Here is a 15,152-nt window from a genome sequence, read left to right on the forward strand (position 1 = left end):
TCACCAAGCTCACAGGGGCTTTTCATGACCTCGGTTGCACCAGGCACGGTAGCGGCGACAAACGCCCGCGGCGCGGCAGATGCTTGACGGCTTAAGCGGCGGCGCCGAGCCGGATATCGCCCCGGAAACCTTCGAGGTCATCGGGCGCATCCTGAAGACACGCTCCGGGTTCACCCTGGAGGGGTACAAGGACAAATGCGTCAAGAGGCGCATCCACATCCGGGTGCGCGCCACCCAGTCCCCCTCCCCGGAGGCGTACGGCGAGCTCCTGGGCCAAAGCACCGCGGAGCAGGACCACCTGCTGCGCGTTCTCACCATCCACGTCTCCCACTTCTTCAGAAACCCCTCCGTCTTCGAGAAGCTCGCCACCATGGTACTGCCCGAGCTCCTGGCCTCCCGCGAGCGGCTGAGGCTCATGAGCATCGGGTGCGCGGGGGGCGAGGAGCCCTATACCCTGGCGATGATCCTGAAGGAGCGCTTCGCCGAGTACGCCGGGAAAGTCGAGATCCGCGGCGTGGACGTCGATGCCACGACACTCGAGCAGGCGCGCGAGGCGATCTACCACCCGGACCGGCTGGGCGAGCTCGCCCCGGGCCAGCTGGAGCGCTGGTTCGAGCCGGAGGGGGCACGCTTTCGCCTGCGCCCCGAGCTCTCCGGCATGGTCGCCTTCTCGCAGGCCGACCTGAACCACCAGAGGGAGTGGGAGCCGTGTGACCTGATCCTTTGCCGCAACGTCCTCATCTATTTCGAGAGGGAGCGGCAGGAAACCATCCTGAACGCCTTCGCCGACGCCCTCGCCCCCGACGGTTACCTCGTGCTCGGCAAGTCCGAGACCCTCTTCGGCACGGCCCGCAGGCGGTTCAGGACCGTCTGCCCGGTGGAACGGATCTACCGGGCCGTGTAGCGCACCGATTCTTGCAGCAAAAAGGAGCTCGCTTCATGTACATCCAAATCGGCTACAAGTTCATCCTAGGCTTTCTGGCCGTCGTCGCCGCCGTGGTCTTCGTACCGTCCGGTGTGAAGCTTTTGGAATACTCCCCCGAGATGACCAGCGTCATCTCCTACGTCGTGGCGCTCACCATCGGGCTCATCCTCGGCTCCTTCTTCTCCAAGAGCTTCACCAAGAACATCTCGATCCTGACCGGCGCGACCGAATCGATCAGCCGGGGGGACCTCTCGAGCGACGTCGACTTCCCAGAGCCCAGGTTCCCGGATGAGACCCACTCCATGGCGCAGTCCATCAACACCATGCTGGAGAGCCTGAGGGCCCTGGTGCGCCAGATCCGCGACACCTCGGAGCGGGTCTCCGATTCGGCGCGCACCCTCTCCTCCACCGCACTGCAGATAAACGCCTCCACCGAGGAGGTGGCCCAGGCCATCGAGACCATCTCCGGCGGCGCGGAGAACCAGGCCGAGATGCTGACCAAGGGGGCCAAGGTGATCCACGAGATGGCGATCTCCATCGACCTCGTGGCACGGCGCGCCAAGGAGACCGCGAAGGCGGCGCGCGAGACGAGCCAGACCGCGCAGAAAGGGGGCGAGCTCGCCACCGACTCGGTGGAGCGGATGAAGAGCTTCTTCGACTCGGTCGAACTCATCTCGATGCAGTTCATGGACCTGAACGGGAAACTGCAGCAGGTCGGCAAGATCGCCGACTTCATCGTCGAGATGGCGCGCCAGACGAACCTCCTCGCCCTGAACGCCTCGATCGAGGCGGCCCGCGCCGGCGAGTCCGGCAAGGGGTTCGGCGTGGTGGCCGAGGAGGTGAGAAAGCTCGCCGACGGGAGTGCGAAGAGCGCCACCGAGATCGTCGAGCTGATCGACATCGTCAAGGTGGAAAGCCGCAGGGTGCAGGAGACCATCACCGACAGCTCGCGCGGCATCATCGGCGGCAAGAAGAACCTGGACACCACCGCCGAGGCCTTCAGGGAAATCCTCGCCACCGTCGTGGATACCGAGAGGAAGGCGAACTCGATCGCCGATCTCTCGCAGATGCAGACCACAGGTGCCGCCAAGATGGTGACCATGGTCGACGAGATCGCCAAGGTGGCCGAGGACAACGCCGCCTCCACCGAGGAGGTCTCCGCTGCCACCGAAGAGCAGCACGCCGCGATGCAGGAAATGGTGTACCAGACCCAGGAACTCGCGAAGCTGGCCGACGAGCTGCTCCACTCGGTGGAGCGCTTCCAGGTCGACCCGGGGACCGCGCCGGAGCCCGAGGCGTGACTGCGGAGCGCCTGCTCGTTTTCAGCGTGGGGCGGGAGCTCTTCGCCTTGAACCTGACCGAGGTCTGCGAGGTCATGGAGCCGCAGCAAAGCTACCCCTTTGCCGGCGCCCCTCCCTACTACCTGGGACTCATAAACTTTCACGGCAACCTGACCGCCCTCCTCGACTTCGCACAGTACCTGGGAGCGGGAAGCCGCCCCCTTCCCGGCAGGCTCCTCGTGATCGACACGAAGCGCGCCCACCTCGCCCTGAAGGTCGACGCCGTCGGTTCCATCATCGACGCGCAGGGGATCATCGGGGCGACCCGCTCCGACGATCCCCTTATCGAGGCGCTCCTTGAGACCACGCAGGGAAACCTGCGCCTGGTGAGACTCGAGACGCTTCTCTCCTCCCTGGAGGAGGATCTGCGCGCGGCCGCCCCCAAGCCCGCCTCAGGAGGTAACTGATGGCCATCAAGGTCATGATAGTAGACGACTCCCTGTTCATGAGGAAAATGCTGCGTGACATCCTCACCGAAGAGGGTTACGAGATAACCGCCGAGGCGTCCGACGGCGATGAGGCGGTGGCCAAGTACCGCGAATCCCTCCCGGACCTGGTCACCCTGGACATCGTCATGCCGAACAAGGGGGGCATCGAGGCGCTTCAGGAGATCATGGCGTACGACGCCGCCGCCCGCGTGGTGATGTGCTCCGCCATAGGCCAGGAGGCCCTCACCACCGCCGCCACCGAGGCGGGCGCCAAGGCCTTCATCCTCAAACCGTTCAACCCGGAGCTCGTGACCCGGGTGCTCCGGGAAGTGGTCCAGGGGTAACCGATGGACATGTCGCAGTACAAAGCCCTCTTCCTCTCGGAATCGCGGGAGTACTTGAGAACCATCGCGGAGCAGGTGGTGGCGCTCGAGCAGTCCCCGGCCGAGCGAAGCGCCATCGACGCGCTGTTTCGCGGCGCGCACTCCCTGAAGGGGATGGCGGCCTCGATGGAGTACGGCGACGTGGTCGTGGTGGCCCACAGCATGGAAGACATGATGGCGCGGGTGCGTGACGGCGCACTCCCCTTCGGAGCCGGGGTGGCCGACCTCTTGCTCGAAGGGGTGGACCTGATCGACGCGCTTTTGAAGGACGTGGAGGACGAGCGTCCCTCGAGCCTTCCGACCGACGGCTACGCCGTGCGGCTCGCGGCCTTCGTCGCCGCCCCGGCGAGTAAGGCGAAAAAGCCGGACGAAGCGCCCAAGGCCTCCCCTGCGGCTGTCGAACCCGCGCAGGTCTCCGAGCCCGCCCCCGCCGCGGAAGCGGAACGTGCGAAGGAGAGCACGCCCGAGCTGGGGGGCACGGTGCGGGTGAAAACCGAGCTCCTCGACCACCTGATCAACCTGACCGGCGAGCTGGTCACCAACAAGCAGCGCCTTTTGAGTATCGGCCGGGAGCTCGCGTCCCCCGCCCTGGACGACGCGGTATCGGAAACCTCGAAGCTGTTGCGCGCCCTGCACGACGAGGTGATGAAGGTGCGCCTGATGCCTTTCGAGGCGATCAGCGACCGCTTCCAGCGTTCGGTGCGCGCCGTCGCCAAGAAAAGCGGCAAGGAGATCAACTTCGAGCTCACCGGGCGCGAGATCGGCCTGGACCGCGGCGTCCTGGAGCAGCTCGTCGATCCCCTGAACCACATCCTCAGAAACGCCGTGGACCACGGCATCGAGGACGGGAAGGAACGGGAGCGGGCCGGGAAGCCGGCACGCGGGCGCGTTAAGCTGTCGGTGTCGCGGGACCGGGACCGGATCCACATCACGGTGCGCGACGACGGGCGCGGCATGGAGCCGCAGGCGATGATCGCTGCCGCGGTGCGCAAGGGGCTCATCACCCCCGAGGAGGGGGAGCTCCTCTCCCCCCGCCAGGCGCTCATGCTCTCCTGCATCCCCGGCTTCTCCACCGCCAAAGAGGTGACCGACATCTCAGGGCGCGGCGTCGGCATGGACGCGGTGAACGCAGCCATCGCGAAACTTGGGGGGACCCTCGGTATCGAGTCCGAGCCGGGACAGGGCACCACCATCACGCTCAAGCTGCCGCTCACCATCGCCATCATCCACGCGCTTTTGGTGCAGTGCGGCCAGATCAAGACCGCCATCCCGGTGAACGCGGTGCAGCGCACCGTAGAGCTCTCCCGCCGCCAGATCGAGACGGTGGGGAGAAGGCAGATGTTCCAGCTCGACGACGAGTCGATCCCGCTTTTATCCCTGAACCGGGTGCTGGGGCTCCCCCTGGGGCGTTTCCCCGACGGGATCCTCCCGCTCTTCGTCACCGAGGCCAAGGGGCGCCGGGTAGGGATGGTGGTGGACCGCCTCCTGGGGCAGCACGAACTGTTCGTAAAGCGGCTGGGAAGACCGCTCGACGGGATGGCGGGGCTGGCCGGCGGGGCGACGCTCGGCGACGGCGAGATCGTCACCATCCTCGACATTTCCGAACTCCTTTAGGACGCATCGCGGTTACCCGCTTCAGCGCGGGAACCTCCGGAGGCTGACATGGCTGACCAGGCAGAATACGAAGCCGAACTGAAGACGCTTACCAAGGTGTGCAGCCTCGGCATGGAGCACGCCGCGGTCGCCCTGTCGCAGCTCATGGGTAAAGGGGTGCACATCCAGGTGCCGCGCCTGCAGGTGCTCGACGGCCCCGGGATGAGCGGCTTGATGGAGTCGCGCGAGGCGACCGTGCTGCAGCTGCAGATCCTCGGCAACGTGCGCGGCAGCATCCTCATCCTCCTTCTCGAGGAGAACGCCAACAGGATTCTCGAACTCCTCCTCGGGGCGGTCCCGAAGGCGGGGGAGCCGCTTTCCGAGATGGAAAGGGCCACCCTCATGGAGGTCGGCAACATCCTCGCCTCGGCCTGCCTGAACGCCCTGGGGAACTCGCTCAAGATGACCCTGCTCCCCTCGGTCCCAGCACTTTGCTCCGGAAACGGCCGGGAGATCCTTGAACGCGCCATGGAGCCCGGCGCCGACGGGGAAAAAGTGGTCATGATCGACACGGTCTTCGACGTTTCCGACACGCGCTGCGGGGGGAGCATCGTCCTCATGCCCTCCCCCACGTCGCTGGGCGCCATGCTCACCTCCCTAGGTCAATGAAACAGTTGCACGATATCCGGTTGTATGTCAGAATGCCCGGTCAAACCGCCGCTTATGCGGCACCAAGAGGGTCCCGAGCTCACGCCCGAGACCTTCACTAATTTTCAGAGGTCGAACATGAAACTTGCCAGAACCGTCGTCCTGTGTGTCGCCCTGATCGCCCTTTCCGTCAGTTCCGCCTTCTGCGCCGAGCTCTCCCAGGTGGTGCGCACCCTGGAGCAGGGGTACGCCTCCCTGAACGACCTGCAGGCGGACTTCAGCCAGAAAAGCCACGTCAAAGCGCTCAGGCGCGACGAAAAAGGGGGGGGCGAGCTCTTCATCAAGAAGGGTGGGGGCAAGGACTCCATGTTCCGCTTCAACTACACCAAACCGAAGCAGCAGATCGTTTCCAACGGCAAGACGGTCTGGTACTACATCCCGGACCAGAAGCAGGTCATGGTGATGGACCTCGCGCAGATGTTCGAGGCGGGCAACGGCATCGCCATGAACTACCTGACCGGTCTCGGTCAGGTCTCCAAGGACTTCGCCATCGCCTTCGCCGATAACGCGAAGGACAAAAACGGCAACTACCAGTTGGAGCTCACCCCGCACAAGAAGAGCGCCGCCATGGCGAAGCTGCAGCTCACCATCTCCGGCGATGCGGTCGAAAGCTTCATAGCCAAGGGGAAGCCCTCCACACCCTTCCCGGTGGTCTCCTCCACGGTGATTGACCAGATCGGGAACACGACCAGGATGGACTTCAGCAACGTGAGGACGAACCGCGGCATCTCCAGCGGCAAGTTCAGCTTCAAGATCCCTTCGGGGGTGCAGGTCATCAAGAACAGATAGCAGCAGCTTGAATTTAATAGGGGGTTCTATGCCGTCATTCGACATCGTTTCCAAGGTCGACATGCAGGAAGTCGACAACGCCATCAACCAGACCGTGAAGGAGATCAGCCAGCGCTACGACTTCAAGGGGAGCAAGAGCGAGGTGACCCTGGAGAAGGAAAGCATCAAGGTCCTTTCCGAGGACGACTTCAAGCTGAAGGCGGTCATCGACATCCTGCAATCCAAGTTCGTGAAGCGCAACATCTCGCCCAAGGCGCTGCAGTACGGCAAGGTCGAGCAGGCCTCCGGAGGCATGGTGCGCCAGATCATCACCCTGCAAGTGGGGATCTCCAAGGAGAAGGCGAAAGAGATCGGCCAGGTGATCAAGGAGACCAAGCTCAAGGTGCAGAGCCAGATCCAGGACGACCAGCTCCGCGTCACCGGCAAGAACATCGACGACCTGCAGGATGTCATCAAGACCCTCAAGGGTAAGGACCTCGACATCGACATGCAGTTCGTCAACTTCAGAAGCTAATCAAGAAGAGGGGAATTTTTTGAACCAGAAGATTAAGGAAAAAGTGAGCCTGGTGAGCCTGGGCTGCCCGAAGAACTTGGTGGACGCCGAGGTGATGCTGGGCTACCTCTCCAAGGACGAGTACGAAGTCACCACCGATGAGATGCAGGCCGACATCATCGTGGTGAACACCTGCTCCTTCATAAAAGAGGCGAAGCAGGAGAGCATCGACACCATCCTCGACCTGGCGGACCGAAAGCACGACGCGCGCTGCAAGCTCCTGATCGTGACCGGCTGCCTTCCGCAGCGCTACCAGGAGGAGCTCGCCAAGGAGCTTCCCGAGGTGGACATCTTCATAGGCACCGGCGATTACCCGCGCATAGCGGAGATCATCGCGGAGAAGAAGGGGACCGACGCCCAGCTCTGCTACACCGGCGACCCGAACTTCGTCTACAACGACGAGCTGCCGCGCCTGCAGTCCTCACCGCACTACACCGCGTACCTGAAGATCGCTGAAGGGTGCTCGAACAACTGCTCCTACTGCGTCATCCCCTCGCTGCGCGGCGCACACCGCTCCCGCCCCTTCGCAACGCTCATGGCGGAGGCCAAGACGCTCGTGGCGGCAGGGGTGAAGGAGCTGAACCTGATCGCCCAGGACATCACCGCCTACGGCCGTGATCTTCCCGAAAAGCCGAGCCTCGAGCAGTTGATCCACGAACTCGCGAAACTCGAAGGGCTCAAGTGGATCCGGCTCCTGTACGCCTACCCGGACGGGGTGAGGGACTCGCTCATCGAGCTCATCAAGAACGAGCCCAAGGTCTGCAAGTACTTGGACCTCCCGATCCAGCACATAGCCGATCCGGTCCTTAAGAACATGAAGCGCAGAAGCGGCGAGGACGACATCCGCACCCTGATCAAGAAGCTGCGCCGCGAGATCCCGGACATCGCCATCCGCACCTCGCTCATCGTCGGGTTCCCCGGCGAGACCAACGAGGACTTCAAGAAGCTCCTGCAGTTCGTGGAAGAGACCCGCTTCGACCGCCTCGGTGTCTTCTGCTACTCGCGCGAGGAGGGAACCCCGGCCGCCGAGATGGCGGACCAGGTTTCCGAGCGCGTGAAGCGCGAACGTCACAAGAAGCTGATGCGCACCCAGGCGCGCGTTTCCTTCAAGCACAACCGCACCCTGGTCGACAGCGAGGAGGACGTACTGGTCGAGGGGTACAGCGAGGAAACCGAACTGCTTCTGAAGGGTCGTTCCTCCCGGCAGGCACCCGACGTGGACGGCCAGGTATACATCACCGCAGGCAATGCCAATGTCGGCGACATAGTGAGATTGAAGATCACAGACTCCTCAGACTATGACCTCATAGGGGAGATCATCGACTAGGCTTTTGAACTTGACATGAACCTCTATTGCTGTATGATTGCGTCGCTTTTTGAGGGTATTAAGAATCAATGGAGATAGTTTATACATGACAGAAAAACCAGAAGAAATGAAAGCGATGCTCCTCAAAATGAAAGAGGAGACGCTTAAAGAGATTAACAAGACTGTCAAGTCCGGCTCTGATGCACCGATCAACGAGCCGAGCGGCGACATCTACGACCAGGCTTCCAGTGAGCGCGACCGCGAGCTCGGCCTTTTGCTGGGGGACCGGGAGCGCGAGAAATTGCGTAATATAGACGAGGCGTTACTTCGCCTCGAAGAAGGTGAGTACGGCATCTGCGAGGAGTGTGAAGAGGAGATCCCGATCGGCAGGCTGCGCATCGTCCCCTTCGCCCGCCACTGCGTCAAGTGCAAGGCGGACCTTGAGAAGCAGCAGGCACAGACCAAACGCTTCGAGGAAGACCGCGCCTACCGCGAGATCGCCCTCGGCGAGGAAGAAGAAGGGTAAGCAGGGAGAATCAGGCGGGAAAAGGGGAGAAACGGCACGATCCATTTTCACCCTCGCCATTCTGAAAATAACAAGAGGGGACGGTAGCGATACCGTCCCCTCTTTTCGTTTCATTCGTCACTTCTCCCCCAGGAGGGGGGAGGTCGGGAAGGGGGAAAGGGGGCACCCGGCCGCGGCGCGTCCCCCTCCCCAGCCCTCCCCCTCCGGGGGAGGGAGTATGGACTACGGGTGCTCCACCGGCGGTGCGGCGATGAGCCTCTGGTAATCGCTCTTGGTGATGGAGCTGTGCCAGTGGCCGGTGGCGCGTCCGATCAGGGTCCCGCCGACGAAGACGGCAACGACGAGGGCCGCATACACCATCCCCGGGATCACCTTGCCGTTCTTCGCCTTCAGCTGCAGCGCCTCCGGTTTCGGGCAGGCGCTCACGCAGCGCAGGCAGCCGACGCACTCCTCGGAGCAGACCCGCTCCTTGTGCATCACGTCGATGTAAGAGGGGCAGGCCCTGGTGCAGCCGCCGCAGGAGATGCAGGCGCTTTCGTTACGCTGCACCTTGACCGGCGACAGACGGGAAACGAGTCCCAAAAGCGCGCCGTAAGGGCAGAGGAAACGGCAGAACGGGTTCTTGAAGAGAAACGACAGGGCGAGCAGGATGCCGATCACCACGAGCGGCGTCCCCGAGAGGTGCACGAAGAAGTCCAGCATCTTGATGTCGGCCATCTTGTTGTAGTCGCCGGCGATGAAGTCGCTCACGCTGTCCGGCGCCATGAACACCAGGATGGAGACCACGAAAAAGGCGAGCAGCAGGTACTTGATGGGGCGCAGCAGCCAGTCGAGCCAGAGCCAGACCTTGTAGTTTTTCCCAAAGATCTTGAACCCCGCCTTCCAGCAGAGCTCGGTGATGGTGGAGACCGGGCAGACCCACGAGCAGAAGGAGCGCTTCAGGAGAAGCGACATCGCGATCACGCTCAGAAAGACCACGAGCGCAGCGGGGTGCACGTCGTTGATGGTGCCGGAAACGATCCACCCCTTCAGGCTCACCAGAGCGGAGATGGGGAGAAAGGCCTCGACGCCGTTCGGACGCTCCACGAACGGGGTGGCGCCGCCGCTTTGGAAGTGCAGCACGAAGCGGTAGAAGGTTACTCCCAGGTACAGGGAGAAGAGAAGGAAGCCCCACTGGACGGCCAAGCGAACCTTTTGCACGTTTTTTTCTGACATGAACCTCACCTTGCTTTGCCTTGCTTATATAGTTGCGACTTTTTTTGTCGCTACCACCTGCTACCGTCGTATCATCACACGAAGCGGAGGTAGCACATGGAACCGATGGTCATAGGAGCCGTGGGAATCGTCATCTACTGCGGGCACATCACCGTGAAGGACATCATCACCGACCTGCGTCAGGAGGGCTTTCTCGTCAACCCTTTGTCCAGCAAATGGCGCGGGTGGACGTTTGACAAGGCCTTCAGGAGGCTGTTCTTCACGAAGGGGTTGTCCCGCTCCAAGGTGGAGAGGAGTTCCTTCATCCTCTTGCGCTGCAGGTCCGCGGTCCCGCAGACGGGACAGCAGCAGCAAACCACGGGAAAACGGTTGTTGCGCGAGAACGGGATAATATCCTTCTCCGGAACGTAGACCAGTGGCCTGATGACCGTGGTTACGCCGTTGTCCGCCAGCATGCTGGGGGCCATCGCCTTCAGCGAGCCGACGAAGAACTGGTTTAAAAGCAGCGTCTCGACGAAATCATCCATGTGGTGCCCGAGCGCGAGCTTGTTGCACCCCATCTGCTGCGCGAGGGTGTACAGGGTGCCGCGCTTTAGCCTTGCGCAGATCGAACAGTAGGAGGAGTTCGGGCGCCGCTTCTCGGAGATGATGTCGTAGTGCTCGGTCTTCTCCATGTGATAGGTGAAGCCGTGCTCCTTCAGGTGTTCCTCTATGATGTCGGCGCGGTAGCCCCGGTAGCCGGAATCGATGTTGATGGCGACCAGTTCGTAGCGCACCGGAGCGCGCCGACGCAGGGTCTCCAACACGTGCAGCATCGCGTAGGAGTCCTTCCCACCCGATACAGCGACCGCGACGCGGTCCCCTTCCGAGATAAGATCGAACTCGGAAATCGCCCTGCCTACCCTGTTCTTGATGCGCGTGAAGAGCGCGTCCTCAATAAGCGCCACGTGTCCCTCCCGCGCGTAGATCTTTTCTTGTCATCGTTGCCGCTCTCATCCCGACCTACTGCTGCGTGCCGAAGATGCGGGCGCGGAAAGCCTCGATGCCGATCTCCTCGATAAGCCTCCCCAGCCGTCCCTGCTGCGGATCGTTCTTGTAGACCTCGATCACCTTCGCCACCACCTCGAGCACTTCTTCTTCGGTCTGGATGTTGTCCACGAGCATCTCGCCCAGGCGCGGGCGGGGACCAGCGTTCCCCCCGACGAGGACGCGCCACCCCTTGTTGTGGCCGACGATGCCGATGTCCTTAACGCCGGACTCGGCGCAGGCAAGCAGGCAGCCGGAGACACCCATCTTCATCTTGTTGGGGAGCTCCATGGCATGGTAGATCTTGTCCAGCTTGAGACCGAGCGAGGCGGAGTCGAGCACGGCGCGCTTGCACTGCTGGGTGCCGGGGCAGATCCTGATGCTCCTGACGCACAGGCCGATGGCGGCGCCCGGCTCCTGGGCGAGGTCGGTCCAGACCGCGTCCAGTTCCTCTTCCTTCACGCCGAACATGGCGATGCGCTGCGCCGAAGTGATCTTAAGCGTGAGCCCGTACTTGTCGGCCACGTCACAGATCTTTCTCAACGTGGCGGTGTCGGTGAAGCCCCCGGGGATGTGCGGTGCGATGGCGTAGGTTTCACGGTCGCGCTGCAGGATGGCGCCTTTTTCCAGGATGTCTTTCTTCATCTCGGTCATCATCTGCTCCTTGGTCTCAATTGAAATTGATGCAGGTCAAAATAAGTAAAAACCACACCCCGGAACACAGAGGTCACGGAGGTGCACAGAGGTCACAGAGAACACCATAGAGGAGAACCGGAATCCTGATTTCACCTCTGTGCCCTCCGTGATACTCAGTGTCCTCTGTGTTCCGCTTTCCGGGTTCTCTGTTTTATGAAGCTAACCAGTTCCACCGCGATCTCGTACTTGCCGAAGGGAGGGATCAGGTAGAAGCCGCCCGCCTTCGCTCCGGCCGCCTCGATGAATTCACGGGCTATGGCTAGTCCCTCGGCGACACCTTCCTCGCCGGTCTTGCCGGCCATCCGCTTCCTGATCGCCTCGGGGATGACGATACCGGGGACCTCGTTGTGCAGAAACTCGGCGTTTCGCCCCGATACCAGCGGCAGCACGCCTGGAAGGATGGGGATGCCAAGACCGGCGGTGCGCTCCATCATCTCCTCGAAGCGCGCGATGTCGTAGATCGGCTGGGTCTGCACGAAGCGGGCGCCGTTGGCAACCTTCTTCTCGAGCCGCCCCACCTGTACGTCCATCCGCTGCGTATTCGGGTTGAAGGCGGCCCCCAAGGTGAAGCCGGTACCGGCGCCGATCGGGTTGCCGAGCGCGTTCACCCCGCGGTTCAGATCGCTCAAAAGCTTAAGGAGAGTGAACGAGTTGAGGTCGAAGACCGAGGTGGCCCCGGCCTCGTCGCCAAGGCTCGCGGGATCGCCGGTGACGGCGAGGATGGAGGTGACCCCCAAAAGGCTCGCCCCCATCAGGTCGGACTGCATCCCGATCAGGTTACGGTCGCGGCAAGTGACGTGGGCGATCACCTCGATGCCGACCACGCGGCGGATGGTCGCGGCGAGGGCGAGGTTCCCCATGCGCACGCGCGCGAGCGGATTCTCGGCGAGGTTGATGGCATGCGCCCCGGCGTCCTTGAGCGCGCGGCTCCCGGCCAGCACCCTCTCGCAATCGAGCCCCTTCGGGGGATCGAGCTCCACGGTGATCACCGGCTCCACGCCCCACGCGTCGAGGAAGCTCCCCAACGCGACCGGCTCAGATCCGGAAACGGTGTCTGGGACGGGGATGGGCGCCTCGCCTACTGCGACGCCTCCATCTACTGCCAACGCCTTTCTCACCACTGCGGATGCAGGAGCGCTTCTCCCCTGCATCCGATCCGCCATCACCCGGATGTGTTCCGGCGTGGTGCCGCAGCACCCACCCACCAGGGAGGCGCCGGCTTCGACCAGTTCCTCGGCGCGGTCGGCGAAGTACTCGGGCGTGGTGCGGTAGATGTAGCGCCCTTCCAGGTATTCGGGGAACCCGCTGTTGGGATAGGCGGCGATCGGGAGGGAACAGGCGGCGGCGATCCGCTTCACCGTCGCAAGGAGCTCTAGCGGCCCGGCGCCGCAGTTGGCGCCGACCAGGTCGGCCCCGGCTGCGGCGAGACGCTGCGCGGCGTCCTCGGCGCGGGTTCCGCCGGGGAGGCGCCCCCCTTCGCCGAAGGCGAGGTTAGCGACCACCGGGAGCCCGGTCTCTTTCGCAGCTGCCAGGGCGGTGAGAAGCTCGTCGAGCTCGGAGAAGGTCTCGAGGATCAGCAGATCCACGCCCCCCTCGGCGAGTGCCGCCGACTGGACCCGGAAGCACTCCGCGATCCGCTCGGCGGAGAGTTCCGCCTTGCCGCGCCCGAGGGGACCTATGGAGCCGGCCACGAAGACGTCACGACCGGCCGCGGCGCTTTTCGCAAGCTGCGCCCCTTTGCGGTTGATCTCGGCCACCTTGGCGCCCAGACCGATGGCGGAGAGCTTGGCGCAGTTGGCACCGAAGGTGTTGGTCTCGATGACCTGCGCTCCGGCGTCGAGGTACTCGCGGTGCAGCTCCAGTACGAGTTCCGGACGCACCAGGTTCAGGTGCTCGAAGTTCGCCTCCGGCGCCACCCCCTTGGCGTAGAGCATGGTGCCAATGGCACCGTCGCCGACAAGGACACCCGCCGCGATTCGCTCCAGAAAGCTTTCCCTCATCGGGCGCCCCCGAGCACCTTCATCAGGTGCGGAACCAGCTGTTTCTTACGCGACATGACACCCTTCATCTCGAAGACGTGCGGCTCGGGCTGCGGGTACCCCATGAAGCGGACGAAGGCCTGTCCCCCTTCCATGACGAACATGGTGCTTTCGCTCGAAATATCGGTGACCATGAGGCCGGCAAGCTCCAGCCCCTCCTTTTCACGCCGCGCCGCGAGCGCCTTGCGCAATTCCGCTTTCATCTCGTTGAATTCATCGAAGCCGAACACCTCGACCTGCCCGACGCCGAAGGTCACCTCGCCCTGACTGAAGAGCTTGAAGTCTGAGCCGACCACGCGCTCGGGGCTTCCGTAACCGGAAAGGGCCCCGGAGGCGGCGAAGATCTCGGCGCCAAAGGACTCCCAGTCTAGCCCTGCGATGCCCGCGAGCCGCTCCACGGTGCTGCGGTCGCGCTGCGTAGTGGTCGGCGACTTGAGGATCACCGTGTCCGAGAGGATTCCGGCGAGCAGCAGTGCAGCGATCTCGGCGGGGGGGAGCATGCGGTGCTCGTCGTAGAGTGACGCGACGATGGTGCAGGTGCTTCCGACCGGCGCGGTGATGAACGGGATCGGGTGGCTCGTCGGGGCGTTCCCAAGCTTGTGATGGTCCACCACTTCCAGGATCTCCACGTCCTCTGCGCCCGGTACAGCCTGGCCGAGCTCGTTGTGGTCCACGAGGATCAGGGCGTAAGGTAGCGGCGCGAAGAGTGAAGACTTGGTGGCGACGCCGGCGAGGGTCCCGTCTTCCTCGAGGGCGAGGACCGCGGTCTCCCCGGAATGCAGGAGCTTGTCGCGCAGGCGCCCGAGCGGCTCGTCCACGGAGACGCTCTCGAAACTCGGAACGGCAAGCTCGAGAACCGGAGTCGCGAGCCTGGCGCGGGAGACGGTCGCCGCGGTGTCGAGCGGCGTCGTCAAGAGAGCAACGCCGCGGGAGGCGGCGGCACGCACGGTCTCATCGGAGACGGCAAGGCCGCCGGTCACGATGAGCAGACGCACGCCGCGCTCGATCGAGGCGAGCTGAATTGAGGCCCGGTCGCCGGTCACCACGATCAGGGTGGCGGGGTCGAAGGCGGCGATCCTGTCGAGGAAGGATTCCTCCCCCATCGCGCCGACGAAGAGATGCAGGTGTTCCACTGCCGTGTCCGGAGCGCCGGCAAGGAAGCTGCCCCCGAGGCAGTCGGCGAGCGAGGCGAGCGAGGCGGATACCAGGCGCAGGGAGTCCGGACCGGTGACAAGGAAGCGCTCGGCGATCTTTCTGAGCGGGATCACCCCCCTCGGGACACCCGCGTCGTCGACCACCGGGAGGATCCTGATGGAGTTGTGGTGGAATTCTTCCAGCGCGTTCAACAGCGGCGCCCCGGCCGGCACGGTGACCGGCGAGCGCTGGATCACGTCGCGCACCTTAGGGTGTACGTCGGCCAGGTAGAGCGGCGCTTCGATCCCCAGGCGGGGAAGGAGCCAGGTGGTCTGCGGGTTCAGGCTCCCCGCCATCGCCGCGGTAACGCGCTCGTTGCCGAGCTCTCGTTTCAAATGGGCGTAGGCGATGGCCGAGGCGACCGAGTCGGTGTCCGGGTTCCTGTGGCCGATTACGAAGATCTGTTTGTCCATGTTTCCCTTCATCCGCCC

General features: G+C 63.5%; 15 protein-coding genes. 10 read left to right on the top strand and 5 right to left on the bottom strand.

Features of this window, described 5'->3' with window-relative positions; all coding sequences use genetic code 11:
* Positions 1-79: 79 nt before the first annotated feature.
* From E8L22_RS02000 to E8L22_RS02045, 10 genes are all read left to right on the top strand, one after another.
* A complete protein-coding gene (locus tag E8L22_RS02000; protein WP_136523611.1) occupies positions 80-904 on the top strand; it encodes a CheR family methyltransferase in 825 nt (274 codons plus the stop codon).
* A gap of 35 nt (positions 905-939) precedes the next feature.
* Positions 940-2,226, top strand: a complete 1,287-nt coding sequence (locus tag E8L22_RS02005; RefSeq protein ID WP_136523612.1) for a methyl-accepting chemotaxis protein — start codon at positions 940-942, stop codon at positions 2,224-2,226.
* Complete coding sequence (locus tag E8L22_RS02010; RefSeq protein WP_136523613.1) at positions 2,223-2,672, top strand: chemotaxis protein CheW; 450 nt, start codon at positions 2,223-2,225, stop codon at positions 2,670-2,672. Before E8L22_RS02005 ends, E8L22_RS02010 begins: the two co-directional genes overlap by 4 nt.
* Positions 2,672-3,037 carry a response regulator gene (locus E8L22_RS02015; protein ID WP_136523614.1) on the top strand — a complete coding sequence of 122 codons (366 nt, stop codon included), beginning with the start codon at positions 2,672-2,674 and terminating at the stop codon, positions 3,035-3,037. Before E8L22_RS02010 ends, E8L22_RS02015 begins: the two co-directional genes overlap by 1 nt.
* 3 nt (positions 3,038-3,040) lie before the next feature.
* On the top strand, positions 3,041-4,690 hold the full coding sequence (locus E8L22_RS02020) for a chemotaxis protein CheA (RefSeq protein ID WP_136523615.1): 1,650 nt from the start codon (positions 3,041-3,043) through the stop codon (positions 4,688-4,690).
* Positions 4,691-4,738: 48 nt separating this feature from the next.
* Positions 4,739-5,338, top strand: a complete 600-nt coding sequence (locus tag E8L22_RS02025; protein WP_136523616.1) for a chemotaxis protein CheC — start codon at positions 4,739-4,741, stop codon at positions 5,336-5,338.
* Positions 5,339-5,455: 117 nt separating this feature from the next.
* Positions 5,456-6,166 carry a LolA family protein gene (locus E8L22_RS02030; RefSeq protein ID WP_136523617.1) on the top strand — a complete coding sequence of 237 codons (711 nt, stop codon included), beginning with the start codon at positions 5,456-5,458 and terminating at the stop codon, positions 6,164-6,166.
* Positions 6,167-6,194: 28 nt separating this feature from the next.
* The gene (locus E8L22_RS02035) at positions 6,195-6,680 is read left to right on the top strand and encodes a YajQ family cyclic di-GMP-binding protein (protein ID WP_136523618.1); all 486 of its coding nucleotides are present in this window, start codon (positions 6,195-6,197) and stop codon (positions 6,678-6,680) included.
* A 19-nt stretch (positions 6,681-6,699) separates the two neighbouring features.
* Positions 6,700-8,046: a 30S ribosomal protein S12 methylthiotransferase RimO gene (gene rimO / locus E8L22_RS02040; protein ID WP_136523619.1), complete on the top strand. Its 1,347-nt coding sequence runs from the start codon at positions 6,700-6,702 to the stop codon at positions 8,044-8,046.
* Positions 8,047-8,131: 85 nt separating this feature from the next.
* The gene (locus tag E8L22_RS02045) at positions 8,132-8,551 is read left to right on the top strand and encodes a TraR/DksA family transcriptional regulator (RefSeq protein ID WP_129127241.1); all 420 of its coding nucleotides are present in this window, start codon (positions 8,132-8,134) and stop codon (positions 8,549-8,551) included.
* Between the two features lie 222 nt (positions 8,552-8,773).
* Here E8L22_RS02045 and E8L22_RS02050 read toward each other — a convergent pair whose 3' ends face one another.
* The 5 genes from E8L22_RS02050 to E8L22_RS02070 all read right to left on the bottom strand — a co-directional run bounded on the left by E8L22_RS02050 (position 8,774) and on the right by E8L22_RS02070 (position 15,134).
* Entirely contained in the window at positions 8,774-9,766 is a 993-nt protein-coding gene (locus E8L22_RS02050; protein WP_136523620.1) for a 4Fe-4S binding protein, read from the bottom strand.
* Between the two features lie 179 nt (positions 9,767-9,945).
* Entirely contained in the window at positions 9,946-10,713 is a 768-nt protein-coding gene (ttcA, locus tag E8L22_RS02055) for a tRNA 2-thiocytidine(32) synthetase TtcA (protein WP_136515816.1), read from the bottom strand.
* Between the two features lie 55 nt (positions 10,714-10,768).
* Positions 10,769-11,437 carry a nitrite/sulfite reductase domain-containing protein gene (locus E8L22_RS02060; protein WP_136524799.1) on the bottom strand — a complete coding sequence of 223 codons (669 nt, stop codon included), beginning with the start codon at positions 11,435-11,437 and terminating at the stop codon, positions 10,769-10,771.
* Positions 11,438-11,601: 164 nt separating this feature from the next.
* Positions 11,602-13,488: a bifunctional homocysteine S-methyltransferase/methylenetetrahydrofolate reductase gene (locus E8L22_RS02065; protein ID WP_136523621.1), complete on the bottom strand. Its 1,887-nt coding sequence runs from the start codon at positions 13,486-13,488 to the stop codon at positions 11,602-11,604.
* Positions 13,485-15,134, bottom strand: a complete 1,650-nt coding sequence (locus tag E8L22_RS02070) for a putative manganese-dependent inorganic diphosphatase (protein ID WP_136523622.1) — start codon at positions 15,132-15,134, stop codon at positions 13,485-13,487. The genes E8L22_RS02065 and E8L22_RS02070 overlap by 4 nt, the downstream gene beginning before the upstream one ends.
* Between the last annotated feature and the right edge of the window lie 18 nt (positions 15,135-15,152).

The organism is Geomonas ferrireducens, assembly GCF_004917065.1.
Taxonomy (GTDB): Bacteria; Desulfobacterota; Desulfuromonadia; order Geobacterales; family Geobacteraceae; genus Geomonas; species Geomonas ferrireducens.

Coding starts and splice junctions, on each gene's coding strand:
- E8L22_RS02060 (WP_136524799.1), bottom strand. CDS start 11,437: ATGAAGAAAGACATCCTGGAAAAAGGCGCCATCCTGCAGCGCGACCGT.
- E8L22_RS02015 (WP_136523614.1), top strand. CDS start 2,672: ATGGCCATCAAGGTCATGATAGTAGACGACTCCCTGTTCATGAGGAAA.
- E8L22_RS02035 (WP_136523618.1), top strand. CDS start 6,195: ATGCCGTCATTCGACATCGTTTCCAAGGTCGACATGCAGGAAGTCGAC.
- E8L22_RS02020 (WP_136523615.1), top strand. CDS start 3,041: ATGGACATGTCGCAGTACAAAGCCCTCTTCCTCTCGGAATCGCGGGAG.
- E8L22_RS02025 (WP_136523616.1), top strand. CDS start 4,739: ATGGCTGACCAGGCAGAATACGAAGCCGAACTGAAGACGCTTACCAAG.
- E8L22_RS02045 (WP_129127241.1), top strand. CDS start 8,132: ATGACAGAAAAACCAGAAGAAATGAAAGCGATGCTCCTCAAAATGAAA.
- E8L22_RS02050 (WP_136523620.1), bottom strand. CDS start 9,766: ATGTCAGAAAAAAACGTGCAAAAGGTTCGCTTGGCCGTCCAGTGGGGC.
- E8L22_RS02070 (WP_136523622.1), bottom strand. CDS start 15,134: ATGGACAAACAGATCTTCGTAATCGGCCACAGGAACCCGGACACCGAC.
- E8L22_RS02065 (WP_136523621.1), bottom strand. CDS start 13,488: ATGAGGGAAAGCTTTCTGGAGCGAATCGCGGCGGGTGTCCTTGTCGGC.
- E8L22_RS02030 (WP_136523617.1), top strand. CDS start 5,456: ATGAAACTTGCCAGAACCGTCGTCCTGTGTGTCGCCCTGATCGCCCTT.
- E8L22_RS02000 (WP_136523611.1), top strand. CDS start 80: ATGCTTGACGGCTTAAGCGGCGGCGCCGAGCCGGATATCGCCCCGGAA.
- E8L22_RS02005 (WP_136523612.1), top strand. CDS start 940: ATGTACATCCAAATCGGCTACAAGTTCATCCTAGGCTTTCTGGCCGTC.